This window comes from Nocardia sp. NPDC047038, from assembly GCF_040644075.1.
GTDB classification, from domain to species: Bacteria; Actinomycetota; Actinomycetes; order Mycobacteriales; family Mycobacteriaceae; genus Nocardia; species Nocardia sichangensis.
The window spans coordinates 47,737-73,945 of record NZ_JBEYVQ010000001.1; the positions used below are offsets into that span (position 1 = coordinate 47,737).

Annotated in this window: 20 protein-coding genes; 3 read left to right on the plus strand and 17 right to left on the minus strand. The window is 69.9% G+C overall.

Translation table 11 applies throughout. The annotated features are described in order from the left end of the window. The 4 genes from ABZ824_RS00265 to ABZ824_RS00280 are packed head-to-tail and all read right to left on the minus strand — an operon-like array spanning position 1 to position 3,142. Complete coding sequence (locus tag ABZ824_RS00265; RefSeq protein WP_356960762.1) at positions 1-759, minus strand: GvpL/GvpF family gas vesicle protein; 759 nt, start codon at positions 757-759, stop codon at positions 1-3. Further along, the gene (gene gvpJ, locus ABZ824_RS00270) at positions 759-1,166 is read right to left on the minus strand and encodes a gas vesicle protein GvpJ (RefSeq protein WP_355079748.1); all 408 of its coding nucleotides are present in this window, start codon (positions 1,164-1,166) and stop codon (positions 759-761) included. Before gvpJ ends, ABZ824_RS00265 begins: the two co-directional genes overlap by 1 nt. Continuing rightward, a complete protein-coding gene (locus ABZ824_RS00275; protein WP_356960763.1) occupies positions 1,163-2,368 on the minus strand; it encodes an SRPBCC family protein in 1,206 nt (401 codons plus the stop codon). The genes gvpJ and ABZ824_RS00275 overlap by 4 nt, the downstream gene beginning before the upstream one ends. 6 nt (positions 2,369-2,374) lie before the next feature. Further along, a complete protein-coding gene (locus ABZ824_RS00280; protein WP_356960765.1) occupies positions 2,375-3,142 on the minus strand; it encodes a hypothetical protein in 768 nt (255 codons plus the stop codon). A gap of 310 nt (positions 3,143-3,452) precedes the next feature. Between ABZ824_RS00280 and ABZ824_RS00285 the strand changes: the two genes are divergently transcribed. Next, the gene (locus ABZ824_RS00285; RefSeq protein WP_356960766.1) at positions 3,453-3,908 is read left to right on the plus strand and encodes a VOC family protein; all 456 of its coding nucleotides are present in this window, start codon (positions 3,453-3,455) and stop codon (positions 3,906-3,908) included. Between the two features lie 71 nt (positions 3,909-3,979). Here the strand turns inward: ABZ824_RS00285 and narI are convergent, their stop codons facing one another. From narI to ABZ824_RS00350, 13 genes are all read right to left on the minus strand, one after another. After that, entirely contained in the window at positions 3,980-4,738 is a 759-nt protein-coding gene (narI, locus tag ABZ824_RS00290; RefSeq protein ID WP_355079740.1) for a respiratory nitrate reductase subunit gamma, read from the minus strand. Further along, the gene (gene narJ / locus ABZ824_RS00295) at positions 4,735-5,415 is read right to left on the minus strand and encodes a nitrate reductase molybdenum cofactor assembly chaperone (protein ID WP_355079738.1); all 681 of its coding nucleotides are present in this window, start codon (positions 5,413-5,415) and stop codon (positions 4,735-4,737) included. The genes narI and narJ overlap by 4 nt, the downstream gene beginning before the upstream one ends. Further along, complete coding sequence (gene narH / locus ABZ824_RS00300) at positions 5,412-7,172, minus strand: nitrate reductase subunit beta (protein WP_356962401.1); 1,761 nt, start codon at positions 7,170-7,172, stop codon at positions 5,412-5,414. The genes narJ and narH overlap by 4 nt, the downstream gene beginning before the upstream one ends. Positions 7,173-7,237: 65 nt before the next feature. Then, positions 7,238-10,948: a nitrate reductase subunit alpha gene (locus tag ABZ824_RS00305; protein WP_356960768.1), complete on the minus strand. Its 3,711-nt coding sequence runs from the start codon at positions 10,946-10,948 to the stop codon at positions 7,238-7,240. 689 nt (positions 10,949-11,637) lie between these two features. Further along, positions 11,638-12,330, minus strand: a complete 693-nt coding sequence (gene mtnC, locus ABZ824_RS00310) for an acireductone synthase (RefSeq protein WP_356960770.1) — start codon at positions 12,328-12,330, stop codon at positions 11,638-11,640. Then, positions 12,327-12,902, minus strand: coding sequence for a cupin (locus ABZ824_RS00315; protein WP_356960772.1), 576 nt, complete (start codon positions 12,900-12,902; stop codon positions 12,327-12,329). Before ABZ824_RS00315 ends, mtnC begins: the two co-directional genes overlap by 4 nt. Next, positions 12,899-14,545, minus strand: coding sequence for an S-methyl-5-thioribose-1-phosphate isomerase (mtnA, locus tag ABZ824_RS00320; protein ID WP_356960773.1), 1,647 nt, complete (start codon positions 14,543-14,545; stop codon positions 12,899-12,901). The genes ABZ824_RS00315 and mtnA overlap by 4 nt, the downstream gene beginning before the upstream one ends. Before the next feature lie 76 nt (positions 14,546-14,621). After that, complete coding sequence (locus tag ABZ824_RS00325) at positions 14,622-14,963, minus strand: DUF1330 domain-containing protein (protein WP_356960774.1); 342 nt, start codon at positions 14,961-14,963, stop codon at positions 14,622-14,624. 169 nt (positions 14,964-15,132) lie between these two features. Next, positions 15,133-15,303 (minus strand): hypothetical protein, encoded by a 171-nt coding sequence (locus ABZ824_RS00330; RefSeq protein ID WP_356960775.1) that lies wholly within the window; start codon positions 15,301-15,303, stop codon positions 15,133-15,135. A 472-nt stretch (positions 15,304-15,775) separates the two neighbouring features. Continuing rightward, positions 15,776-17,515: an NTP transferase domain-containing protein gene (locus ABZ824_RS00335; protein ID WP_356960777.1), complete on the minus strand. Its 1,740-nt coding sequence runs from the start codon at positions 17,513-17,515 to the stop codon at positions 15,776-15,778. A gap of 82 nt (positions 17,516-17,597) precedes the next feature. Beyond that, complete coding sequence (locus ABZ824_RS00340; RefSeq protein ID WP_356960778.1) at positions 17,598-18,353, minus strand: VOC family protein; 756 nt, start codon at positions 18,351-18,353, stop codon at positions 17,598-17,600. Between the two features lie 54 nt (positions 18,354-18,407). Next, positions 18,408-18,719, minus strand: coding sequence for an MGMT family protein (locus ABZ824_RS00345; RefSeq protein ID WP_356960780.1), 312 nt, complete (start codon positions 18,717-18,719; stop codon positions 18,408-18,410). 4 nt (positions 18,720-18,723) lie between these two features. Then, positions 18,724-19,500: an alpha/beta fold hydrolase gene (locus ABZ824_RS00350; RefSeq protein ID WP_355079718.1), complete on the minus strand. Its 777-nt coding sequence runs from the start codon at positions 19,498-19,500 to the stop codon at positions 18,724-18,726. On the opposite strand from ABZ824_RS00350, the gene ABZ824_RS00355 reads away from it, so the two are divergent. After that, on the plus strand, positions 19,390-23,004 hold the full coding sequence (locus ABZ824_RS00355; protein ID WP_356960781.1) for an ATP-dependent DNA helicase: 3,615 nt from the start codon (positions 19,390-19,392) through the stop codon (positions 23,002-23,004). The genes ABZ824_RS00350 and ABZ824_RS00355 overlap by 111 nt on opposite strands. Positions 23,005-23,047: 43 nt before the next feature. Beyond that, positions 23,048-26,209: UvrD-helicase domain-containing protein (locus ABZ824_RS00360; protein ID WP_356960782.1), on the plus strand; the 3,162-nt coding region annotated here is incomplete at its 3' end.

The window sequence follows — 26,209 nt, forward strand, 5'->3', positions numbered from 1 at the left end:
TTACCCCTCGGGTGCGCGCTTCATGACGAAGTCGTAGGCCGCCATCGGACCGAGCAGGTTCAACTCCACTCGGCCGTCCCAGTCCTCGCCGAGCCGGCGCAGCGTCTCCTCCAGGTCCTTCTGACGGTCCAGTTCGACCAGAACCGCGATGTGGACGGCCTCCTCCTCATGGGTGGGGTCGCGCTGGTTGACGAGTGGTTCGAACTGCTCCAGCTCGGCGACCACTTTGCGCGTGTCCTCGGCCCGCTTGGACTCGATGGCATGGTTGATCATCTCGCCGAGCGCGATTCGTTCGTTACGGGTGGCGTCTTCCGGTTTATCGCGGATCTCGCCGGCCAGCCGGGCGGCCTCGGCGTTCTCGTCGAGCAGCTCCCGGAGGATGGTGTTCTCGACGTAACGGCCTCGGACCACGAATTGCGCACGGCCCTCGAGTTGCTCCAGAGCGGACCGGAATTCGTCTTCGTTCGCTTCGAGTAGTTCGTTCTCCACCGCCTCGGTGTCGGTCATGACCGCGCCGAAGCGCAGCGGCAGCACCGGGGCGACGGCGGCCGATCCGTCCAGCAGTTCAGCGTGGGCGGTGAGGTCGTCGGGCGTGCCCAGCGGCCGATCCGACTCGAGCATGCTGACCAGCGCGGCGATCTCGCCGTGCCGTATCACCGACACCTCACCCGGAGGGTCGCCGACACCGCTGGCGTGCGGCTCGGGCTCCACGTCGGCGGGCACGATGCCGTAGACGTAGACAGATGTCGCGGTAGTCATCAGCCCTCCTTGCGTTTGGGCCTGTTCGCCGTCTGGCGCTTGTCCTGCACGTCGCCGATGAAGTCCATGACTTTCTCACCGGCCGCCTCGAGCGCGCCCTGCGTCTTGTGCTTCGCCAGGCCTTGCGTGCCCTCACCGACGAGGTCGGTCAGTCCCTTCGGCTGGGTGGAGATCTCCAGCCGGTTGACGGCCTCGGCGAAACGCAGATAGGTGTCCACACTGGCCACCACGACGCGGGCGTCGATGGTCACCAGCTCGATGCCGACCAGCGACACGCGCGCGAACGCGTCGATGACCAGGCCTTTGTCCAGAATTGTGTCGATCACGTCGGCCAGGCTGGACGAGTTCGGGCGCGCCATTGTGCCCGCTCCGCCACCGCCGCCGCCTCCTGCGGGTTCGATGGTCATGCGTTTGCTCCTCGCTTCTCACGCGACCGGCGGGACGCCGCGGTGCCGCGGCGGGCGGCGGGTCGACGGCGAGGACGCCGTTCTTCGGCTTGTTCGTCCTCGTCGTGCTCGTCCGTCTCTTGCTCGTCGGTCTCTTCTTCCTCTTCCTCGTCCGGCTCCTGCTCGTCCGGCCCGCGTTTCGTTTCGTCGTCCGCGTGGTCCTCCTCGGCCTTCTCCTCTTCTTCGCGTCGAGCGGTCTCGTCGTCCTTGACGACCTTGCTGTCGTGGATTTCGCCGTGCCAGCCGACGATGTCGTCGGGATGCAGTACGGACTCGGTCATCACGTGCCGCTCGAAGTGCTTCAGTTCCAGGCGGCAGCGGCGGCCGGCCGCGCGCCAGATGTTGGCGGTCTTCTCGAAGACTCCCTTGGGGTGGTACTCCAGCACCACGAGGATGCGGGTGTACTGCGGCGTTATCTCGTGGAAGGTGACCGCGCCGTCGATGTAGCCCTTGTGCCCCTTGGAACGCCAGACGATCCGCTCGAACGGCACCTGCTCGAGAATCGTGGATTCCCAGGTACGCCGCGACCAGAACACTTTGCCGGTCCAGCTGAGCTTCTCGTCGGAGACCTGTTCCACTTGCTCGAGCTTCTTGGTGTACTTCGGGAAATCCGCGAACTGGGTCCACTGGTCGTAGGCCAGGTGGATCGGGACGCCGACGTCGATGTGCTCGACGATGTTCGTCAGCTTGATCTTCTTGCTGCCGCCCTTGCCCTTGCCACCGGTGAGCGATTCCTTCACATTCTCGAACTGCTCGCGTAGTGAGTGACCGAGCTTGGTTTTGCCCATGCTCATGGCCGTGCTCAACGGCGAAGAGCCACCAGCGAGCTTCTGCACGCCGGTCAGCGCCGCCAGCAGGTTCCCCCCGCCGCCGCCCTCGGCGTACTCGTTCAACCGGCCCGCGGTCTTCGACACCTGGTTCGTGAGCCCGGTCACCGCGCGTTCGGTCAGCGCTCCGGTGAGGTTCTGCAACGACTGCTGCAAAATGCCGGTCGGCGTGGGCGGCGGCGCGTTCTTCTTGGCGGAAGATCCGGCCTTCTTGGCGGAGGCTCCCGCCTTCTTCGCGGATGATCCCGTCCCGGTCGCGGCTTTGGCAGCCCGGCCCGCCGTGTCGGCGGCTACCTTGCCGACTCCTTCCGTCGCGTCACGCAAAATCTTCGCCATCGCCGGTCACCTCCTCGTGCGCCGCACGGGGGCCTGGCCGGCCTCGGCGCGAGTACGGCGGCGGCCGGAAGTCCCGGACGGCTTACGATCCGCGGAGTCGGACGAACGGTCGGCGGTGCGCGAGCTCGCTCCGCGCTTGGCGGTGGTGCTCGACCGGCGAGTGCGCGTCCGCGCGGCAGGCCGCTCGGTGTCGTCCTCTTCCTCGCCCCGCTCGGAATCGTCCTCGTCCTCGGGCTCTTGTTCTTCCTCTTCGTGCTCGTCCTCGGGCGTTCGATCTTCGTCCTCGTCCTCGTCCTGGTCCTCGTACTCGTCCTCGGGCTCTTGCTCCTGGTCCTGGTCCTCGTACTCGTCCTCGGGCTCTTGCTCCTCGTACTCGCCCTCTTGCTCTTCGTCCTCGTACTCGTCCTCAGGCTGTTGCTCTTGCTCTTCGTCCTCCTCATCCGCTGCCTGTGAGCCGCGTTGTTCTTCGCCCGCCAGGAGCGTCGTCCCCTGCTGTAACCGGTTGCTGAGCGCGTCCATGCGGTTGCTCGCCGCGGTGACCGCGGCCGAACGCACCGCGCCGAGCAACTCGTCGCGCACGGTGTCGGTGATCTTGGTCAGCTCCGGCGTCGATTTGAGCAGCTCCGTGCCGCGCTCGAGCAGTTCGGCGGGTGTTCCCGCGGATCGTCTCGCCATCGCGGCTCCCGCCAGCGTCATCGCGAAGCGCATTTTCTTCGTGCGGCCGAGCAGGTACCCGAGGCCCACCCCTAACGCGATTCTTGCTCCACCTTTCATTGCTCACTCCTTGCTCGTCTCCGCCGCCACGGCTTTGCGAAGCCGGGGCGCCGAGACTTTGACGTCCCCAGAAGTGGGATAGACCACATGGCAGCGGCCAAACTTCAGCGTATGCCTGGTTACCCGATGGGTCGATGGGTTCTGCCTGCGGAAAGCTGGGAACTCGCAGGCTGGCGAACCTGTTTCAGCGATCACTCGGCGGTAGAGGTCGAAAAAAAATTTCGAGAAACTTCGCGAACTGTGTCGAAGGCGAGCGGGCGGCTCCGACCAGTGGGTGACAGCAAGTCACGCCACAACACAGGAGCACATCATGTCCGTCAACACGTTCCTCTGGTTCGACAACGCCGCCGAGGAAGCCGCCGCCCTGTACGCCGCGGTGATCCCGAACTCGCGCGTGGTCGAGGTCTCCCGCAACTCCGACGGCTCGGCGTTCATCGTCTCGCTGGACCTGGACGGTCATGCGGTCACGCTGATGAACGGCGGACCGGACCACCCGCACACCGATGCCGCATCGCTGCAAGTGGTCGTGGACACCCAGGACGAGGTCGACCGCCTGTGGGACGCGCTCACCGCGGACGGCGGCGAGCCCGGCCCGTGCGGCTGGCTGAAGGACCGCTACGGCCTGTCCTGGCAGGTGGTGCCCTCGGCGCTGCCGAAATTGATGAGCGGTGACGATCCCGCGAAGACCATCGCCGTCGGCACCGCCTTGCGGTCGATGTCCAAGCTCGATGTCGAGGCTCTCCAGAACGCCTACGACAACGCCTGATCAGGCGCCGCGAACGCCGAAGACCCCGCCGGGACGCCGTTGTCCGGGCGGGGTCTCGCGCGACGGCGTCGTCAGCGCCAGCGTTCGGGGGTCACGGGCGCGTCCCACGCGCGGGCGTAGCGGCGCTTGTCGGGGGCGTCGTATTCCTTGCTGCGGTAGACCACGTACGGCCGCACCAGGTAGCCGACCGGCGCACTGAACATGTGCACGAGCCGGGTGTAGGGCCACAGCCCGATCAGGGCGAGCACGACCAGCCCGTGCAATTGGAAGGTCCACGGGGTGTCCACCATGAGCTCGGGTTGCGGGGTGAGCGTGAACAGGCTGCGGAACCAGGGCGAGACAGTCTCGCGATAGTTGTAGGTGCCCCACAGCAGGTTGCTGCCCCAGGTGTTGAGCAGGCCGGTGACCAGTGCGGCGGTCAGCAGCCCGTACATCAGCTTGTCGTTGCCCGTGGTCGCCTTGCGGACGGCGGGCACGGTGAATCGCCGGTAGAGCAGGATGCCGACACCGGCCAGCACGGCCAGCCCGGCCAGCGACCCCGCCGCGACGGCGACTACGTGATAGACGTGCTCGGAGATCCCGACCGCCGAGGTCCACGACTCCGGGATGAGCACGCCGAGCACGTGCCCGCCGAACACCCCGAGCATGCCGAAGTGGAACAGCGGACTGCCCAGCCGCAGCAGGCGGCTCTCGTAGATCTGCGAGGAACGGGTGGTCCAGCCGAACTGGTCGTTGCGGTAGCGCCACAGGTGCCCGAGCACGAAGGAGGTGAACGCGACGTACGGCAGGATCAACCACAGCGCGACCGGCAGATGCGGGGATGCGTTCATCGTCGGCCTTCCGATCCGTCGAACAGGGAGGGGTCCATCGCGAAGGGCTCCAGCCCGACTTCCTCCTCGGGCGGGCCCTGGGCGGCGAGTTCGGCGATGCGCCTGCGGTCGGCGGTGGTGGGCGGCGGCAGCGTCGCCCCGATCGCCGCGAGCACTCCCGCGTAGGGGGAGTTGTTGTCCGACAGCGAAAGTCGCAGCAGCTCCAGCACCGGAACGTGCTCGCCGAGCAGCCGTTCGCCGCCGATCGGGTCGACGGTGGCGGCGAACTCCAGCAGCACCGGCAGATGGTCGGGCAGTTCCTCGTCCCCGAGTTCGACACCCGCGTGCCGGTAGGCGTGCTTGAAACGCAGCAACGCCATTCCGCGCTTGCGCGTGTCGCCGTATGCGTAGAAGGTCAGGTGCAGGCTGGCGCGGCGGCGCATGTCGAAGGTCGCGACGTAGGCGGCCGCGAGTTCCAGCGGCGGGGTGGTTCGCAGGTAGTCGAGGCATCCGCTCAGGTGTGTGCGCACCTCGTCGGGTAGATCGGCTGCGGCGCTGGTCAATTGGTCGATCATGGCCAGTGTCTGCTCGGTGGGGTAGTCCAGCAGCAATGCGGCGATTCGCCACACCAGTTGACGGTCGCGCTGGGCGAGTTCGACCACCGCTTCCGGGCGGCGGCGCAACTTCAGCAGGCTCATCGCCCCGCTCCGCTCGGCGCGGAGGCCGGATCACCCGCGACACTGCCCGAGCCGTCGCCGTTGCCCGCGCCGTGCCCGTTGCCTGCGAGCCCGTCGCCTGCGCCGTTCGCGTGGCCGTTACCCGAGTGCCCGTTGCTCGTGCCGTCGGCGTGCCCGTTGCCGTTCGCGGCGCCATTGCTCGGCACCAGGCCCTCGGTGCTCTTGCCATCCCAGTTCAGCAGGTTGATCCGGGACGACTTCTGCTCCGGCGCGGCGTCGTTGGCGTCGGTGAGGTGGAACTTCTCCACCATCTGATCGAACGCCGTCATGCCCGGACCGCCGTCGGTGTCCAGGCTGCACCCGGTGGCGAGCGAATCCAGTTCGTGCGCACGGGCTCCCGCGCCGCTCGGGATGACATAGCGGTGCTCGTACTTGGCGATGGCCAGCAGCCGGTACATCGCCTCGATCTCCTCGGGCTCCAGCCGCACCGACGGCGCGATCGAGGGATCGGGCTCCTCACCGAGGTTCACCGACCGCATGAACGAGCGCATCGCCGCGAGGCGCTGCAACGAAGCGCGCACCGGCCCGACCTCGCCCGCGGTGAACAGCTCGGCCAGGTACTCCACCGGAATGCGCAGCGCGTCGATCGCGCCGAACAGGTTGGACACGTTCTCGCCGTCGTGGCCGGTCTCGCTGAGCACGTCGACCACGGGCGACAGCGGCGGCACGTACCAGACCATCGGCATGGTGCGGTACTCCGGATGCAGCGGCAGCGCGATCTGATAGTCCACGATCAGCTTGTAGACCGGCGAATCCTGGGCGGCCTGAATCCATTCCGGCGAGATCCCGGCCCGCTCCGCCTCCGCGATCACCCGCGGGTCATGGGGATTGAGGAACACCCCGAGCTGCGACGGGTAGAGATCCTTGTCGTCGGTGACCGACGCGGCCTCGAGCACCGCGTCGGCGTCGTAGAGCATGACGCCGATGTAGCGCAGCCGCCCGACGCAGGTCTCCGAGCACACCGTCGGAATACCGACCTCCACGCGCGGGTAGCAGAAGGTGCACTTCTCCGCCTTGCCCGTCTTGTGGTTGAAGTAGATCTTCTTGTACGGGCAGCCCGACACGCACTGCCGCCAGCCGCGGCACTTGTCCTGATCCACCAGCACGATGCCGTCCTCCGCGCGCTTGTAGATCGCGCCGGAGGGGCAGGACGCCGCGCAGGAGGGGTTCAGGCAGTGCTCGCAGATGCGCGGCAGGTAGAACATGAAGGTCTCTTCGAACTCCAGTTTCACCTGCTCCGACAGCTTCGCCAGCAGCGGGTCCTTGCCGACCTGCTCGGGGCCGGAGCCGAGGTCGTCGTCCCAGTTGGCGCCCCAGGTGACCTGCGTGTCCTGGCCGGTGATCAGTGATTTGGGCCGCGCGACCGGCGTGGTGTCGACCGGCGGCGAGGACAGCAGGTTGTCGTAGTCGTAGCTCCACGGCTCGTAGTAGTCCTCGACCGTGGGCAGATCCGGGTTGGCGAAGATGTTCAGCAGTCGCTTCAACCGGGAGCCGGACTTCAGGGTGAGCTTGCCGCGCTTGTTCAGCGTCCAGCCGCCCTTCCACTTCTCCTGATCCTGGTACTGCCGCGGATAGCCTTGCCCGGGGCGGGTTTCCACGTTGTTGAACCAGACGTACTCGGTGCCGCCGCGGTTGGTCCACGCCTGCTTGCAGGTGACCGAGCAGGTGTGGCAGCCGATGCATTTGTCCAGGTTCATCACCATGGCCAGCTGTGCCATGACGCGCATGTCAGTACCGCTTTCTCGCGTCGGTGGATGGTGCCCGCGTGCCGCGCTCGCCCATGTCAGTACTCCACTTCCTGCGAGCGCCTGCGAATCGTGGTCACCTCGTCGCGTTGATTTCCGGTGGGGCCGTGGTAGTTCAGCGCGAAGGACTGCTGCGCGTAGCCGCCGATGAGATGCGAGGGCTTGATCATGATGCGGGTGAGCGCGTTGTGGATGCCGCCGCGCTTGCCCCGGCCCTTGGTGTCCTCGCCGATGCCCTCGATACGCGGCACGTCCACCGCGCGGTCCTGGGCGTGGTACATGAACACCGTGCCCTCCGGCATCCGGTGGCTGACGATGGCGCGAGCCACCACGATGCCGTTGCGGTTGATCGCCTCGATCCAGTCGTTGTCGGCCACGCCGATCTTCGCCGCGTCGCGATCGGACATCCAGATCGTCTGACCGCCGCGCGAGAGCGTGAGCATGTGCAGGTTGTCCTGGTAGGCGGAGTGGATCGACCATTTCGAGTGCGGCGTCAGGTAACGCACCGTGACGCCCCGCTCGCCGACCTCGCCGATCGAGGGCTCGCGGAACAGCGCGGTCATGTCCAGCGGCGGACGGAAGATCGGCAGCTGCTCGCCGAGCTCGATCATCCAGTCGTGATCGAGGTAGAAGTGCTGCCGCCCGGTGAGCGTGTGCCAGGGCTTGAGCCGCTCGGTGTTGATGGTGAACGGCGAGTACCGGCGTCCGCCGGTCTCGCTGCCCGACCACTCCGGCGAGGTGATCACCGGCACCGGGCGCGCCTGGGTGTCGGCGAAGGTGATCCGCTTGCCCTCGTGCTCGGCGGCCAGGTCGGCCAGTTTCGTTCCGGTGCGGCGTTCCAGCGCGTGGAAGCCCTCCACCGCGAGCCTGCCGTTGGTGGTGCCCGACAGCGCGAGGATCGCCTCGGCCGCGTGCGTGTCCTTGGCCAGCGACGGGCGGCCCTGCGCGACACCGGACACGACCGTGCCGTTCACCCCGGCCAGGTACTCCACCTCCTGGTCGGGATAGGTGGTGACGCCCTTGGTGGTGACGCCGAGCGTGTCGACCAGCGGCCCGAGCGCGGCCATCTTCTCCGCGATCTTCGGGTAATCGCGTTCGACCACGACCAGCTTCGGCATGGTCTTGCCCGGAATCGGCTCGCACTCACCGGCTTTCCAGTCCAGCACGCGGCCGCCCGCCTGCGCCGTCGCGTCCGGCGAGTCGTGCTGCAACGGAACGGCGACGATGTCCTTGCGCTTGCCCAAGTGCTTCTCGGCCATCCAGGAGAAGCCGCGCGCGATCCGGTGGAAGGCGTCGAAGTCGGTCTTGGCCTCCCAGGGCGGCGAGATGGCCGGGGAGAACGCGTGCACGAACGGGTGCATGTCGGTGGAGGACAGGTCGTGCTTCTCGTACCAGGTGGCGGCGGGCAGCACGATGTCGGAGAACAGCGTGGTGCTGGTCATCCGGAAGTCCAGCGACAGCAGCAGGTCCAGCTTGCCGGTGGCGGCGGTCTCCCGCCAGTTCAGCTCCTGCGGCTGCACGCCGGTGGCTTCGGCGCCCTGCAGGTTGGAGTCGGCGCCGAGCAGGTGGCGCTGGAAGTACTCGTTGCCCTTGCCGGAGGAACCGAGCAGGTTCGCCCGCCACACGGTCAGGCAGCGTGGGAAGTTCTCCGGCGCGTCCGGGTCCTCGCAGGCGAATTTCAGATCGCCGGACTTCAACCCGTCCACCACGTGCTCCGGCGCGGTCTTGCCCGCGGCCTCGGCCTCGTCGACCAGGTCGAGCGGGTTGCGGTCGAAGGTGGGGTAGCTGGGCATCCAGCCCAGCCGGCTGGCCAGCGCGATGTTGTCGGCGGCCGTGCGCCCGGCGAACTTGCCCGTGCCGAGCGGCGAGGCGAACGACTCGGCGGTGAACGGGTCGTAGCGCCACTGGTCGTTGGTCAGGTACCAGAACACGGTGCCCTGCATCTGCCGCGGCGGGCGCTGCCAGTCCAGGCCGAAGGCCAGGGTGGACCAGCCGGTGACCGGGCGGCACTTCTCCTGCCCGACGTAATGCGCCCAGCCGCCGCCGTTCACGCCCTGGCAGCCGGTCAGCAGGGTAAGGGTGAAGAACGCGCGGTAGATCTGATCGGAGTGGAACCAATGGTTGGTGCCCGCGCCCATCAGGATCATCGAGCGGCCGCCGGACCGGTCGGCGTTGTCGGCGAACTCCCGCGCGACGCGCTGGGCCTGCACGGCGGGCACGCCGGTGATGGCTTCCTGCCAGGCCGGGGTGTAGGGCTCGGTCGCGTCGTCGTAGCCGCTCGGCCACGTGCCGGGCAGTCCGTCGCGGCCGACGCCGTACTGGGCGAGCAGCAGATCGAAGACCGTCGTGACACGTTTGCCCGCGACGGTCGTGGTCGGCACGCCGCGCACGAGCACGCCGGGAACGTCGCTGTCGAAGCGGGGAATCTGTACAGCCGCAGCATCGTCGGTGCGGCCGTACAGACTCAGAAGGGGATCGACGTCCCCGAGATCGAGGTTCCAGCGGCCGGTTCCCGCTTCGCCGAACCGATGACCGAGCGACCCGTTCGGCACCACCGGCTGCGCCTGCGCGTCCAGCAGCACCGTCTGGAACTCGACGCCCTCGCCGGTGCGGCCCAGGTCGGCGGCGGTGAGGAACTTGCCGGGCAGGTAGGCCCCGTCACGCTCGTCCAGCGTGATCAGGTACGGCAGATCGGTGTAGCGCTTGATGTAGTCGAGGAATCGCGGCGTCGACTTCTCGACGAAGAACTCCTTCAGCACCACGTGGCCCATCGCCATGGCCAGCGCGGCATCGGTGCCGGGACGCGCGGCCACCCACTCGTCGGCGAACTTGGTGTTGTCGGCGTAGTCGGGGGAGACCACGACCACCTTCTGGCCCCGGTAGCGGGCCTCGGTCATGTAGTGCGCGTCCGGCGTCCGGGTGACCGGCACGTTCGAGCCCCACATGATGAGATAGCCCGCGTCGAACCAGTCCGCGGACTCCGGCACGTCGGTCTGGTCGCCGAACACCTGCGGCGATGCCACCGGCAAGTCGGCGTACCAGTCGTAGAACGACAGCATGGAGCCGCCGAGCAGCGAGATGAAGCGGGCGCCGACGGCGTGGCTGACCATCGACATGGCGGGGATCGGCGAGAACCCGGCCACCCGGTCCGGGCCGTACTGCTTGATCGTGTAAACGTGTGCGGCAGCGGCGATCTCGGCCGCCTCCCACCACTCGGCGCGGACGAATCCGCCCTTGCCCCGCGCGGCCTTGTAGCTGCGCGCCTTCTCGGGGTCTTCGACGATCTCGCCCCAGGCCAGCACTGGATCCTTGAGCCGGGACTTGGCTTCCCGGTACAGCTCCAGCAACGTGCCGCGCACGTACGGGTAGCGCACCCGGGCGGGCGAATAGGTGTACCAGGAGAACGACGCGCCGCGCGGGCAGCCGCGTGGCTCGTACTCCGGCTTGTCCGAGCCCACGGAGGGGTAGTCGGTCTGCTGTGACTCCCAGGTGATCACACCGTCTTTGACGTAGATCTTCCACGAACAGGACCCGGTGCAGTTCACGCCGTGCGTGGAGCGCACCACCTTGTCGTGCGACCAGCGATCCCGGTAGAACTCGTCGGCGCTGCGACCGCCGACCTTGTGCAGCGTCCGCTGATCGGACGATATCTCGCCCCGGTGGAAATATTTCCCCAGCCGCAGGAGCGCGTCCCCGGCGTCGGTGGCCGGGGCGGAGGGTGTATGACCCTGGGTACGCGAATTAACCACGACGTCCCCTTCGAGCTGTGCGATCGGGTTGATGTTCCGACTGTAAAGAGGCGCGCACGGCTGACCAAACGTCTTTCTCACAGCCCATTCGGAAGCGTGGTGAGTTGTGAGACCGGCGCAACGTCACGGTCACGGTAGCGCGGTGCTATCGGGCGGCATCCGGTGGGCCGACCAGGGGCAAACGGCTCTGAACTGGACAAAATCGGATCCGAGGAGTCCGCCCGCACGCATGTCGGTGATGCTTTGGAAACGGCGGGTTCTCCAGTGCTTTACATTTGTTAACACATTGGATCGATCTTCAGTGGGGCATTTTTCCAGTGTCCCGGCGAGTTTCGCTCGCGGCTCGGTGGCAACGTATTGTAAGCGTAATCACAATTCGCTGCGAATTCGCTCGACGTCGATCAATTGCACTGTGCTCCAGGCTCCGCCCGATCCGCCGTCGCCTCGATCGGGTCCGGGTGGCGTCGCCAGTCTGGCTACCACCCGCCGGATGACACTGTCGCTCGTGACAACCGGCGGTGGACGACGGATCGGCCGTGCGGTGGTGGAACGGCTGCCGACTCGCGGTACGCCGTCCTCTCGCAACACGGTCCCACGGTGGACGGAAACGACATCGGCATATGGACCGACGCGCGGCTCGGTCGATCCGGCCGAAAGTGGTCGCGGTTCCGAGGAGGTTATCTGCGCGATCAGACCTGGTCGGCGGGGTTGATGTCGGCGAACGTGTCGACCCAGCGGTGTGGCGGCCGAGGCGGATTGGGCTCGCCGGGTCGGGCCAGCCCGACCACTCGCCACCCAGCGGCGACGGCGGCGTCGAGTTCGTCCGGGTGATCGGACAGGAACAGGATGCGCTCGGCGGGTGCGCCGATGGCGCCCGCGATCTTGTCGTAGGAGGACGCCTCGCGTTTTCCGCCCGCCGTCGACAGATCGAAGTACCCGCTGATCAGGCCGGACAGACTGCCTCCACGCGCGAAGGCGAACCAATCCTGCTGATTGCGAATCGATCCCGAGGAGTAGACGTAGAGCGCGAGACCCGCGGCGTGCCACGCGGCCAGGGCCGGTGGCACGTCGGGGAAGAACTCGCCGTGCAGTGCGCCGCTGCGGAAACCCTCCGCGCAGATCAGACCCTGCGTGGTCTTCAAAGGCTCGGCCTTCACGTCGGTGTCGAGCCACCCGCGCAGGATCGCGGCGACTTCGGCCGGGTCCGCGTCCGGCCGCCCGGCCAGCTGCCTGGTCGCGGCCAGCACGGGCGCCGCGGCCGCGGAGCTGTTCTCGGCCAGCCACTCCGGAAGCCGTTCGCGGGTATAGCCGTACAGGTCTTCGCGGACCGCGGCGGTGGGGCTGGTGGTGCCCTCGATGTCGACGACGACGGCGTCGATCACGGCGCGGTGAGCAGCTCGTCGAGGGTGGGGAAGCCCGCGCTGATCTTGTCGCCGGTGAAGTCGCCGACCCAGCCGTCCTCCTCCTCGAAGAAGCGGATGGCGATGAAGTCGGGGCGTTCGCCCATGTCGAACCAGTGCAGCGTGCCCGCCGGAACCGAGAGCAGATCGCCGCCCTCGCAGACCACCGCGAGAACTTCCTCGCCCAGGTGCAGGTAGAAGCAGCCGCGCCCAGCGGCGAAGAAGCGCACCTCGTCTTCGGCGTGGCGGTGCTCGTCGAGGAACTTCCCTCGGGCGCCCTTGGCGATCTCCGGCCACTGCGGGTCGGCGTCGTCGGGATGGATGCGGGCGATGTCGATGTGCTTGTAGCGCCCGGTCTCGTTCAGTTCGGCGACGTTCGTCTCGTAGTGCGCGAGCAACTCCTCCGACGGCACCGACGCGGCGTTCTCCACCACCGGCCAGCGGCCGAACGTGATGCCGTGCCTGGCGAGTTCGGTGCCGATCAGCTCGTCGTCGCTGGTGCGTACGCGCACGTCGGCCGCGTTGTCGGCGGCCATCACCTGCAGCAGGGTCATGTCAGTCCAATCTCGAGAAAATCGTCGCGCGGGCCGAACGCCGCCGGACTACCGGTGCGGCACACCAGCTCACACAATGCTTCCAGGCATTCGGCGCGATCGCGCGCCTGGGCGAGATCATCGCCCCACGCTGTGATCCCGTGCCCGGCGATGACCAGGACCGGAAGCGCGTCGGGGTGGTCGAGGAGATAGCGCTCGATGTCGGCCCCGATGCGCGGCACCTCGGGCCAGTTCGGGAAGACCGGGATGTCCGCGACGGCCGGATCGCCGCCACCGAGTCCCTTGATCAACTCGTAGTCGGTGATCCGCAGCGTGCCGAGCATTCCCGGCGTCGCCGAGCGGGTGGCCAGTGCCGTGGCGAACGGCGGATGGATGTGCACGACCGCTTGCGCCGGACGGGCCCGGTAGACGGCGGTGTGGATTGTCGTCTCCGCAGAGGGTTTGCGCCCCTGATCGGTCACGGGCGCGGAGTCCGCGACGCGCACGGTGACCATGTCGCGCTCGGTGAGCTCCCCTTTGGACAGCCCGCTCCCGGTGACCACGGCGGTGGCGCCGGTGCGCACGGAGATATTGCCCGCCGTACCCGGCATCCAGCCGCGCCGGTACAGCTCGCGGGCGAGGTCCGCGATTTCCGCGCCGGGCGACCGATCGGACCGGTGCACCACACCCTCTTCGGTGACCACCGCGGTCACCAAATCGGCGGGCGTGACGTCGAAGGCCGGGTTGAAGACTCGAGTGTGCGCGGGAGCCGTTGCCACACCGCCGAATCCGGTCACCTCGGCCGCCGCGCGCTCCTCGACGACGATCTCCCGGCCGGTGGCCATCGAGAGGTCGCGGGTCGACTCCGGGGCCACCACGACGAACGGGATGCCGTGATGACGGGCGGCGAGCGCGAGACCGTAGGTGCCGATCTTGTTGGCGACGTCGCCGTTGGCGGTGACCCGGTCGGCGCCGACCAGCACGCAGTCGACCTGTCCGGTCGCCATCGCCCAGGCGGCGGCGGAGTCGATGGTCAGCCGGTGCGGGATGCCCGCCTCGGCCAGTTCCCACGTGGTCAGGCGGGCGCCCTGCAGCAGCGGGCGGGTCTCGTCCACCAGCACCTGCTCGATCGCGCCGCGCTCGGACAGCACCCGCAGCGTGCCGATGGCGGTGCCGAACGCGCTGGTCGCGAGCCGTCCGGTGTTGCAATGGGTGAGCACGCGCAGCGGCCGGTCCGGACAGAGGCGCTGCACCAGGTCGGCGGCGTTGGTGGCGGCGGCCCGGTTGACCCGGCCGTCTTCGGCCAGCATGTCGAGGGTCTCGGCGAGGACCGCATCGGCGCCCCGGCCCACCTTCGCCCGGACCCGCCGCACCGCCCAGGCCAAATTGACCGCCGTCGGCCGGGCCGCCGCGATCCGGTCCGCTTCGGCCTGCGCCGCGGTCTCGTCCACCACGCCGCCTACGGTGTGCGCGGCGGTGGCGATGACGACGCCGAACGCGCCCGCGATGCCGATGGCGGGCGCGCCGCGAACAGCCAGCGTCTCGATCGCGTCGATGACCTGGTCGACGGTGCTCAGCCGCAGCTCACGCACCTCGTGCGGCAGTCCGCGCTGGTCGATGGTGACGAGCGTGCCGTCGTCCCAGACCAGTGAGCTGTCGTCCATCAGGCGCATCCTTCGCGTCGAACCGGGTCGTGCCTGGTCAACGGTATCGGACGCCGGACGGCGAGCCGAAATCGCGTCAGGCCGCCCCGGCGCGCAGTTTGGCGGCGCGTTCGCGCGGGTCGTAGTCGGGGCCGACGCCCTCGATGAGCAGCAGGTCGCCGTCGATGTGATCGGCGCGCAGCGGCAGGATCTCCTGATAAGCGGGCGAGTGATACCACTCCCGCGCCTCGGTCATCCCGGGGAACTCGATCAGCACCATGCTGCCGGGCCAGTCGCCTTCCACGACCTCGGCAGGGGAGCCGTGGATGACGAAGCGGCCGCCGAACGGGTCCAAGGTGGCCTGGATGCGCTCCAGGTATTCGAGGATGTCGGGATGCGGCCTGCGACTGCGGAGATGGGCGAAGCCATAGGCGGACATGGCGTGTGGTTCCTTCGTTCGACGACGCCGGAGATGGCGTCGAACCGACGGTAGGTCCGCCTCGCGCGGGGTGGCAATTACCTCCGGGGTAAGCACGAGGACCTCGAAACGACCGCGGCCGCCGGTCCCGGGAGGAGGTGGGGCCGGCGGCGCGGGTGGCGCAGATCAGCTAGCGGCGGCGCTCCTGCTCGCCGCGCCGGTCGGGCATCTCGGACCGGTTGCCCCGACGGCCTTCCATGTCAGCGCCCTCGCGGATGTCCTGCTCTTGGCGCTGTTGCTGCTGCTGCCTCGGCATCTGCTTCGGCATTTTCTTAGGCGTTTTCTTCGACTTTTCAGTCATCTCCACTCGGTCCTTTCCGGGGGATTGATATTCGCCTAACGAACACACGATAGCGAGCGGGAATGGCGTGTGGAAGAGGAAATGAAAAATATGGCTCCGAGCGGCTCGGTTGTTGTGTTTGCGCTGGTAAGAGCGCTTTTGAACCCTGTATTCAGTAATGAATCCAGTTCAGTTCGACTTTTTCTTCCGACCGGGTCGAGGCGGGGTGGACCGGATGAAAACGGCGGTCAGGCGTTCGTTTTATTTGCCTCGTGGATCGCTTCGCCGACGTATATCGCGTTCGACTCCGCTGCCGCGAAGGAGTGCGCGTGCGGGTTCCCGTGGCAACGAAACCCGCTGCACCGCAGAGACTTCGGATCGACGTCGGCCGAGCATCGGCGCACCCCCGTATTCCGCGCCCACTCGAACTCGTTGAAGCCAAGGCCCGCAACCAGTTTCGTTCGGTCCACGACGCACCCGCAGGCCGAAGGGTTCAGCGCAGCGGCAGGAATTCGACGATCGCGCCGTCCCCGGCATCGGGCGGGACGACCACCAGGCCGTCGCGGTCGATCAGGCCGCCCAGATGTGCCGTCCGGACGACCGGGTCGCCGATCCATCCGCCTTCCTCGGCGGCGCGAGCCGGAACGATGCGCGTCACCTGTCCGGCGATCTCGGCGGCGTTGTGCAGCGGCCCGCGCAGCGGGCGCGCGGGGAGCGCGCCGGTGCGGCCCTCGACGATCGCGGGTGCCAGCGCCCTGAGCGTCGCGACGGCGGCGAACGGGTTGCCCGGCAGGCCGAGCACCGTGGTGCCGGAGGTGAGCCGGGCGACGACGGTGGAACCACCCGGCCGCAGCCGCAGCCGCGGCACCACGATCTCGGCACCGGCGCGGGTCAGGGCGGCACGGAGCTGGTCGGCCGCTCCGCCGCCGGTCGCGCCGACGATCATCAGCAGGTCGCGATCCGGCGCGACGGTCAGGACCTCGTCGAATCCGTGCGGAGTGTCGCGCAGGTGCACCCGATCGGTGGTGCGAATGCCATATCTGGCCAGCAGTTCCGGCAGGATCGGGCCGATCGAATCGCGGGTCTGCCCCGCCTGCAGCGGACCTTCGCTGCGGATCTCGTCACCGGTCATGACGACGTGCGCGCGGACCGGGCCGCGCACCGGCGCGGCGGTGACCTCGACGCTCGCGGCCGCGGAGACCAGCGCTGCGGTGACCGGTGCACCCTCCGGCGCGACCGGATCACCGGCCGCCCGGTCCTCGCCGCGGCGGCGGATGTCGTCGCGCAGCGGGGTGTCCGGCAGGCGGTACAGCGTTTCGTCGGCGACGTGCGCGAACTCGTCGCGCAGCACGCCCGTGGTGCCATCGGGGACGTGCGCGCCCGTGGCGATGCGCACCGCCTCGCCCGGCAGCAGCCCCACCGGACGCCGTCCGCCCGCGAAGCCGACGTCGCGGCGCAGGCGCCACGGCCCGTCGCCCGCCACGGCGTAACCGTCCATCGCCGAGACGTCGAAGCGAGGCAGCGGCCCGGCGGCCGTCAATGGGCCCGCGAGCGCGGCCCCGATCACCGATGACAGGTCGGCTTCGTACGCGGTAAGCCGGGAAAGTTCGGTACGCAGCAGGTTTCGCGCCTCGCCGAGCTCGAGCGGCGGTTGCTGGCGCGGCGCGTCCACCGCCGCTCTGGCCTGTCGCACCTCCTCTTCGGTGTCGCAGTCGCCGACGCCGGAGAGCGGGATGATCCCGGCGGCTGCGGGCACCAGCGCCTTCATCGGCTGATTGATCAGCGCGTCGAGCTCGTCCAGCGCGGCCGCCAGCGCGGAACGCCGCCACACCCCGATCAGGTATTGCGGCCGACCCGACTCGTCGGCCGCGAACACCGCGTCCGCTCCCGATTCGGTGGCGTGCCGGATGAGTTCGGCGATCGCCGACGGGGACAGGAACGGAAGGTCGGCGGCAAGGACCACGACCAGCGGGGCGGCGGAGCCGAGGGCCCGCAGCCCCGTGTCGATCGCCGCCACCGGACCCGATCCGGGCGGCACCTCGCGAACCTGCGTGATCTCCGGCGCCAACTCGGGACGGTGCGGTCCGACCACCACCGTCCGCGCGCACGAGGCGACGGCGGCGAGCGCCACTTCGAGCATGGAACGGCCGCCGATGACGATGGCCGGTTTGTCCACGCCGCCCATCCGGCTGGCCCGGCCGCCCGCGAGCACGATCGCGTCGGCGGCCGTCACACGCCACGACCCGGAGTCAGGTACACCATGGCGGCCATGCTAATTCGTCACCATGGGGAAGCCGGGGAGCGGACGGCGTCGATCAGGCGTTCGACCAGAAGCGGGCCGGTGGCAGCAGCCGGAACTCGTTGAGCTCCGGGTCGGCGAGCACGAGGTCGGTTTCCCGGTCGGGGGCCGGGGCGCCACGGTCGATGGAGGTGGCGCCCGCCGCGTGCAGCCGGGCCACCTCGGCGGCCCGGTCGTCGGCCGGGAACGAGGTGAGATCCAGGCGCATTCTGGTCCGGCCCGACCCCGCGTCGGGCGTACGCACGAACTCCAGCCAGGAGCCGAGTCCGGTCGGTGCGCGTAATCCGGCCAGCCGCTCGCCGCGCCGCATGGACGGCCAGCCGGTGGCGGCCGACCAGAATTCGGCCAGGCGCTGCGGATCGCGCGTGTCGACCACGACCGCCGCGACGGCCCCGGTGTCCACGTACTCCTCCCTCGGTTCGAGCACGCAGAACTCGTTGCCCTCCGGATCGGCGAGCACCGCCCACGGCACCGCGCCCTGCCCGATGTTGATCGAGCGCGCGCCCAAGGCCAGCGCCCGGTCCACCTGGGTGCGCTGGTGGTCCAGCGAGCGGGTGGCCAGATCGAGGTGCAAGCGATTCTTGCCGACCTTGGCCCGCATCGCGGGCAGGAAGGTGAGCGCCAGGTCGCCGCCGTCGGCGTCGGGAGCCGCCACGTTCACCTCGTCGGGGCGGTCGAGGGTGACACTCCAGCCCAGCAGTTCGGCCCAGAAATCCGCGACCGAACGCGGCCGGTCGGCGTCGAACACGACACATGCCAGGCGGGTGGGCATGGATCAACGGTACTGGCCGCCATTCCGGCACGGAGGAATTTCGGAAAGCGGCGCTCAGTCGCCGGGGAGATCGGGCAGCGGGAAGCGTGCGGTGCGCAGGTCGACGCGTCCGTCCCGGATCGGCACGCCCTCTTCGGCCAGCAGGCGCAGCTGGCGATGAGCCAGGTGGGCGGCGGGACGGCCGCTCGCGCCGAGCACCCGATGCCAGGGCAGATCGGCCGAGTCGGTGCGCATGATCCAGCCCACTGTGCGCGGCGTCGACAAACCGGCGGCCGCCGCGATGTCGCCGTAGGTGACCACCCGGCCGGGCGGAACCGCCGCCACCAGCGCGCGCACCTGCTCGATCTGGGCGTCGGTGGTCGGCATCGGCTCAGAGCACCGAGCGCACGAGTTCGCCGGTCTGGGCCGGATACGCCTGGGCGACCATGTGATCGCAGTTCCATTCGAGCACGGTCAGGCCCGCGCCCATGTGCTCGGTGAGCGCCGCGCGGAATTCCGGCGTGACGAACGGCGGGTGCACCTTCATCGCCTGCACCAGCACGGTCGGCAGGTCGGCGGGCGGAAGCACCCAGTGGCGGGCCAGCTGGCCCCAGTAGGAGTTGATCGCGGGCAGGCTCATCCGCCAGCCGAAGCGCCCGTCGGCGGTGGGCATCAGGTGTTCGTCGAGTTCGGCTTCCAGCAATCGCGGCTCCACATCGCCCCAGCCGGTGTCGAGTTTGTCCTGGCGCGCGTGGTCGACGCTGTCGTAGTCGGCCGAGACCAGGGTGGACAGCGCGATCTCGTTGAGCCATTCCGGCTCCAGCGCGATCGCCGGATCGAGCAGCACCAGTTTGCGCACCAGTTCGGGATGCCGATGGGCCAGGTGCAGCGCGCACGCGCCGCCGAAGGAGTGCGCGACAACCACCACCGGGCCGTCCGCCTCGGCGGTGACCAACTCGACCAGGTCCTCGACGATGGTCTCGAAGTTCCACGGCGGCAGCGAGGTCGAGCGGCCGTGCCCGCGCAGATCCGGTGCGAGCACCCGTACGTCGGGCAGATGCCGGGTCGCCAGATCTTCCCAGCGTTTGCCGTGACCGGTCACACCGTGCAGGGCGAGCACCACCGGTCCCGTCGTCGGACCGAACCGGTGGACATTCAGAACAGACACCGGTCCATTCTGACCTGCGCCGTGATCGGCCGCAGCGCCGGTCGGGCGGAGGCGTGTACCGGCGTGTCGGTCGTGTCTGTTGCAATAGCCCGCGTGGTGCGATCGGATGGCGCGGTGCGACTGGTTCGCCGGAACGTGGTGGCGCCCCGGCCGCGAGACTGGGGCGCCGACGTCCGCGCGCTGCTGGACGCCGCGGCCGAGGCCGGTCCCGCGCGCCCGGGATGGCGGCCCTGGCAGGTGCTCGGCGGCCCGGGCACGGGTAAGACCGCCCTGCTGGTCGACCTCGCCGCCGGGCGCATCGCGGCCGGAGCCGACCCGGAATCGGTGCTGGTACTGACCCATTCGAAACAAGCCGCGGGCGCTGTACGAGACGCCATCACCACGCGGCTGAGCGGCCCGGGCCCCGGCGCGGAGGGCGGTGTGCCCGGCGCCACACGAGAACCCTTGGTGCGCACCCTGCACTCGTACGCCTTCTCCGTGCTGCGCAGGCACGCGATGGCGCACGGCAACCCGCCGCCGCGTCTGCTGACCGGAGCCGAACAGGACGCCGTGGTGCGCGAGATGCTGCGCGGCGATCTGGCGGACATGGCCGAGGGCGCGCACGGATTGTGGCCGGAGCGACTGCGGCCCGCGCTCGCGCTCGGCGGGTTCGCCGAACAGTTGCGCGATCTCATGCTCCGGGCCACCGAACGCGGCATCGGGCCGGAGGACCTGGTGCGCCTCGGCCGCGAGCACGCCAAGCCCGAATGGGTGGCGGCGGGCAGGTTCGCCCTCCGCTACGAGCAGACGATGCTGCTGCGCTGGTCGGTGGGCATCGATGCGCCGGAGGCGACCGCGCCCGCGCTGGACGCCGCCGAACTCGTCGGCGCGGCGCTGGACGCCCTGGCCGCCGACCCGAATCTGCTTGCCGCCGAACGCGCCAGGATCCGATACCTGCTGGTCGACGACGCGCAGCACCTGGACCCGCAGGCGGCGATCCTGGTGCGAGCGATCGGGCACAGCGCCAGAACCACGGTGGTCGCGGGCGATCCCGACCAAGCCGTGTTCGCCTTCCGCGGCGCCGACGCGCGATTCGTCGCCGAACTCGACGTGCCACCCGAGCGGCGAGTCGTGTTGCGCGACAACCATCGGTTCAGCGGTCAGGTGGAGCTGGCGGTCGCCCGGATCGCGGCACGCCTGCCGGGTAGTGCGCCGCAGCGCATCCCCGTGCCGGAAGACACCGGCCCGCGGGAGGACGGCACCGAGGTGCGCGTGCGCGTGCTGGCCACGCCGGCGAAAGAGGCCGCGCTCATCGCCGACCACTTGCGCCGCGCGCATCTCACCGGCGGGGTGCCGTGGTCGCGGATGGCGGTGATCGTCCGTTCGGTACCGCTGTCACTGGCGCCGCTGCGCCGCGCCCTCCTCGCCGCGGGCGTGCCGGTGCGGCAGCCCGCGCTGGACACGCCGCTGGCGCGCAGGCGCGGCGCGGCCTGGATGCTGCTCTCGCTGCGCGCGGTCCTGGCGGGGGAGCAGGCGCAGCGGGGCGCGGAACCGGCGTTCGAGCCGGAGGACGCCCTCGACCTGCTGTCCGGGCCGCTGGGCGGCGCGGACCAGATCGCCTTGCGCCGGTTGCGCCGCGGCATCCGGCGCGCGGTGCTGGAATCGGTGCGCGCCGGGGCGAAAACATCTGACGCGGGCGACGATTCGCCGCCCGACCGCGACTCGGACATCGACCGCCCCTCCGCACTGATGTTGCGCGATCTGCTGATCGGGACCGGCGATCCGGCCATCATGGACCGGCTCACCGAGGTCGAGGCCGCGCCGCTGCGCCGGGTGCTGGACGCGCTGCGCCGGGCGCGCAAGGTGCGCGGGCGCGGCGCGGGCCTGGAGGACGTGCTGTGGGCGCTGTGGACCGGTTCTCGGCTGGAACGGCGCTGGGTGGCGCAGTCCGAGCGCGGCGGTGCGGTCGGCATGCAGGCCGATCGCGATCTGGACGCCGCGGTCGCGTTGTTCGACGCGGCCGCCGCCTATGTCGACCGGTTGCCGCGCGCGAGCATCGAAGGGTTCGTCGAATACCTGACGCAGCAGGAGATTCCGCAGGACGCGGCGCCTCGTACACTGCCGGGCGAAGCGGTGGCGCTGCTGAGCGCGCACGCCGCCGCCGGGCGGGAATGGGATGTGGTCGCCGTCGCCGCCGTCCAGGAAGGGATCTGGCCCGATCCGCGCACCCGCGGCACCCTCTTGCACACCGAAGATCTGGTCGATCTCACCGCCGGGGTATCCGATGCCGGGGAGCGGGTGAGCCGTGCGGCGCCGATCCTCGCCGAGGAGCGCAGGTTGCTGCTCGTCGCGTGCAGCCGGGCCCGGCGGTCGCTGCTGGTCACCGCCGTGGAATCGGTCGCGGGCGAACGCGATCTGGTGCCGTCGCGCTTTCTCGCCGAACTGCTCGGACACGACGACGACGGCGAGCCCGGTGCGCTCCCGGTGGCCGACCCCGGCCGCGCCCTGGTGATGCACTCGCTGGTCGCCGAATTGCGCGGCGTGGTCTGCGATCCGGAGGCCGACCCGGAACGCAGGCGCCGCGCCGCGCACCAGCTCGCGCGGCTGGCCGACGCGGGCGTCCGGGGAACCCACCCCGACGACTGGTACGGCACCACCGAACTCAGCTCGCGGCGACCGCTGTGGACCGAGGACGACGGCGCGGTCGCGCTGTCGCCCTCCACCGTCGAATTGCTGCGCACCTGCCCGCTGCGCTGGGCGCTGGAACGCAACGGCGGCACCGACGGCGACAACCCGCACGCCGTCAAGGGCAATCTGGTGCACACGCTCGTGCAGGCGCTGGCTGGCAAAGTGCCAGAGGAACAGGTGCGCGCCGCGTTGGATCGCGCCTGGCGGGCGGTGGATCCGGGGACCGGCTGGCATTCCCGGCAGGAATTGCGCCGCACCGAGGCGATGCTGGAGACCTTCTCGGCCTGGGTGCGCAACACGCGCGGCGAACTCACCCAGGCCGGGGTCGAGGTCCCGGTGGACTGCGTGCTGCCCGCGCGCACGGAAGACGAACGCGCCGTACGGATCCGGGGCCGCGTCGACCGACTGGAGCGAGACGCGCAAGGCCGTTTCGTCATCGTCGACGTGAAGACCGGCAAGTCGCCGGTCACCAAGCAGGCCGCCGTCGATCACGCGCAGCTGGCGACCTACCAGGTAGCGGCCGCCGCGGGCGCTCTCGACGCACCGGAGGTATCCGGTTCGGCCGAGCCGGAACCCGCGACCGGCTCGCCGGGCGAACCTGGCGGGGCGCGATTGGTGTACGTCGCCAAGCCGAGCAAGGCGGAGGGCGCCACTCAGCGCATGCAGCCTCCGCTGGACGCCGAGGCGCTCGAGCACTGGCGCGACACGATCCACCAGGCCGCGTCGTCCACTCAGGGCCCCAGCTACCTCGCTATGCGCAACGACGGATGCCGCCACTGCGCGGTCGCGGGCAGCTGCCCCGTGCAGGACAGCGGGAGGCAGGTGACCGACGAGTGAGCGCGCTCTCGGTCCCGCCGCGGCCGGTCGCCGGGGCGCCGCCGTGACGGGCGGGGTGACGCCGCACCAGCTGGCGCAGGCGCTCGGCCTGCCGCCGCCGACCGACGAACAGGCCGCCGTGATCGCGGCGCCGCCGGGCCCCACCCTCGTGGTCGCCGGCGCGGGCGCGGGCAAGACCGAGACGATGGCCGCCCGGGTGGTGTGGATGGTCGCCAACGGGCTCGTGCTGCCGGACGAAGTGCTCGGGCTGACCTTCACACGCAAAGCCGCCCAACAGCTGACCGCCAGGATCCGGACCAGGCTGGCCCGGCTCGCGGGTGCGCCGCTGCTGCGCGAACTGGACCCGAGCGGCCGCCTGCGCGCCCAGCTGACCGGCGCGGAACCGGAGATCAGCACCTACCACTCGTACGCGGGCAGGTTGCTCACCGAACACGGCCTGCTGCTGCCGGTGGAACCGTCGGCGACCCTGCTGACCGCGACCCAGCTCTGGCAGCTCGCCTACCAGGTGGTGCACACCTGGGACGGCGATCTGGAGACCGATCGCACCCCGGTGTCGGTTACCGAGGCGGTGCTCGCGCTGTCCGGGCAGCTGGCCGAGCACCTGGTCGAGCCGGAGGAACTGGCCGAGGCGCACACCGAACTGGCGAAGCTGGTGTACACGCTGCCGCCGGGCCCGCGGCAGCGGGGCGGCCCGAGCCAGACCCTGCTGAACATCGTGCAAGTGCAGCGGGAACGGGTAGCGCTGCTACCGCTGGTGCACGAGCTCGCCGAGGCATTGCGCCGACGGGGCGCACTGGACTTCGGCGCGCAGATGTCCCTCGCCGCACGGTTGGCGGCCGAGCACCCCGAGGTCGCCGCCGCCGAACGCGCCCGTTTCCGCTTGGTCCTGCTCGACGAGTACCAGGACACCGGCCACGCCCAGCGGGTCCTGCTCGCCGCCTTGTTCGGCGGCGCGCCGGAGGAGCGGACACCGCAGCCAGCGACCCCGCCCGACATTCCTCCGGGCGATCGTCGCGGCGACGATGCTTCGTCACCCGCGGGCGTTCACACAGTTGCGCAGAGGGCGGCGCTGCCCGGTGTGCGGGAGAGCGTCGTGGCAAGTTCGGACACACTGCCGGAAACCGGGTCCGGGTCGTCATCGACCACCGACGCGCTTCCTGCTCACCCCGCGCAGGGCACGCGGTCGCCGGGCGTCGACGCGAACGACGTCGAAGGACAACCGCGGTTCGCCGGCGCACACGACCCGCGCGCCGTGGCGAGGCGTGCGGACCAACCTTCGCGCCGGCACGAAACGCAGCGCCTAGCCGTGACCGCCGTCGGCGACCCGATGCAATCCATCTACGGCTGGCGTGGCGCTTCGGCGGCGAACCTGCCCCGGTTCGCCACCGACTTCCCCAGCGCGCCGGGCGTGCCCGCCCCGACGCTGTCCTTGCTGACCAGCTGGCGCAATCCGCCGGAAGCGCTGGCACTGGCGAATCTGGTCGCGGAACCATTGCGGCGCAAGGCGTCCGAGAGCGGCGGGGTGACGGTCGATGCCTTGCGCGCCAAGCCCGACGCCGGGCCGGGTGTGGTGGCGCTGGCGCTGACCGACACCGTCGCCGACGAACGGGAATGGGTGGCCGGGCGAATCGCCGCGGAGTGGGCTGCCCGGCACGCGGCCCAACAGCAGCCGCCCACGTCCGCCGTACTGGTGCGCCGCAATGCCGATGCCGCGCCGCTCGCGGAAGCGCTTCGCGCACAAGGTCTTCCCGTGGAGATCGTCGGACTCGGCGGCTTGCTCGCCACACCGGAGGTCGCCGACGTCGTCGCCACCCTGCGGCTGATCGCCGAACCGGGTGCGGGCAGCGCCGCCATGCGTGTGCTGACCGGCGCGCGCTGGCGCGTCGGGGTCGCCGACATCGCCGCGCTCGCCCGCCGCGCCAGGGACCTGTCCATCCGGCGTCCCGGATCGGAGGGACATACCGAGATCGCCGACGGCGCCGCACTGGACGAGGCGCTGCGCGAAGTGGCGCCGGAACCCGCCGAACAGGCCGGGCTGGCCGACGCGATCGCCGATCCCGGTCCGCCCGAGCGGTATTCACCCGCCGGGTTCGCCCGCATCGAGGCGCTGGGACGGGAACTGGCCGCGTTGCGCGAACGCAGCGGTCAGCCGTTGGCGGAACTGGTCGCCGATGTCGAGCGCACCATCGGCGTCGGTGTGGAGACCCAGACCCGGCGAGCCATGGCGGGCACCGGGGCCGGACGCGAGCATCTGGACGCGTTCGCCGAGGTGGTGGCCGGGTACGCCGCGGACACCGGCGCCTCGCTCGGCGGACTGCTCGCGTTCCTCGCCGCCGCGGAGGAGGTCGAGAACGGGCTGGAACCGGGCGAGGTCGAGGTCGCCAAGGACCGGGTGCAGGTGCTGACCGTGCACGCGGCGAAAGGCCTGGAATGGGAGATCGTCGCGGTCCCGCACGTGGTGGAGGGCGTGTTCCCGTCCAAAGTCGGTTCCGGCACGTGGCTGGGCGCGCTCGCCGAATTGCCCACGTCGCTGCGGGGTGACCGCAGGCAGGACGACGCGGCCGAGGGCGTGCCGGTGCTCGAGCTCACCGACTTGTACGACCGCGCGGACCTCGACCGCGCGATCAAGGCGCACAAGGAGGCGCTGGAGCGCCGCCGGATCGATGAGGAACGGCGCCTGTTCTACGTCGCGCTCACCAGAACCGAACGGGTGCTGCTGGTTTCGGCCCACTACTGGGCGGAGACCGGCAGCACCCCGAAAGGCCCCTCGGATTTCCTGCTGGAGTTGAAGCACGCGCACCGGGACCCCGGCAGCCCGGCGTGCGACGTCTTGGCGATCGACCGCTGGGACGACCCGCCCGCCGCCGACGCCGTCAACCCGTTCACCGACAACCCCGCGGCCGCCGAGTGGCCGCGCGACCCCCTCGGCGCCCGCCGCGAGCCCATCGAACAAGGCGCGGCACTGGTCCGCGCTGCCCTGGCGAATTTGCGCGCCCGTCCCGCCGCCGCCGGGCACCACGGCTCGGAGCCGCACGGCGCTGCTGGTTCGATCCGCAGAACCAGGTCTGCCCGTGCCGAGATGCCGTCCGCGCCGGACGTCGACGAGCCGAGTTTCGCGGACGGACCGGGCGACTACGGGCCGGGTGATGAGCCGAGTCTCACTAACGATTCGGCTTCTGGCCTGCCCGGCGATGAGCCGGAGTTC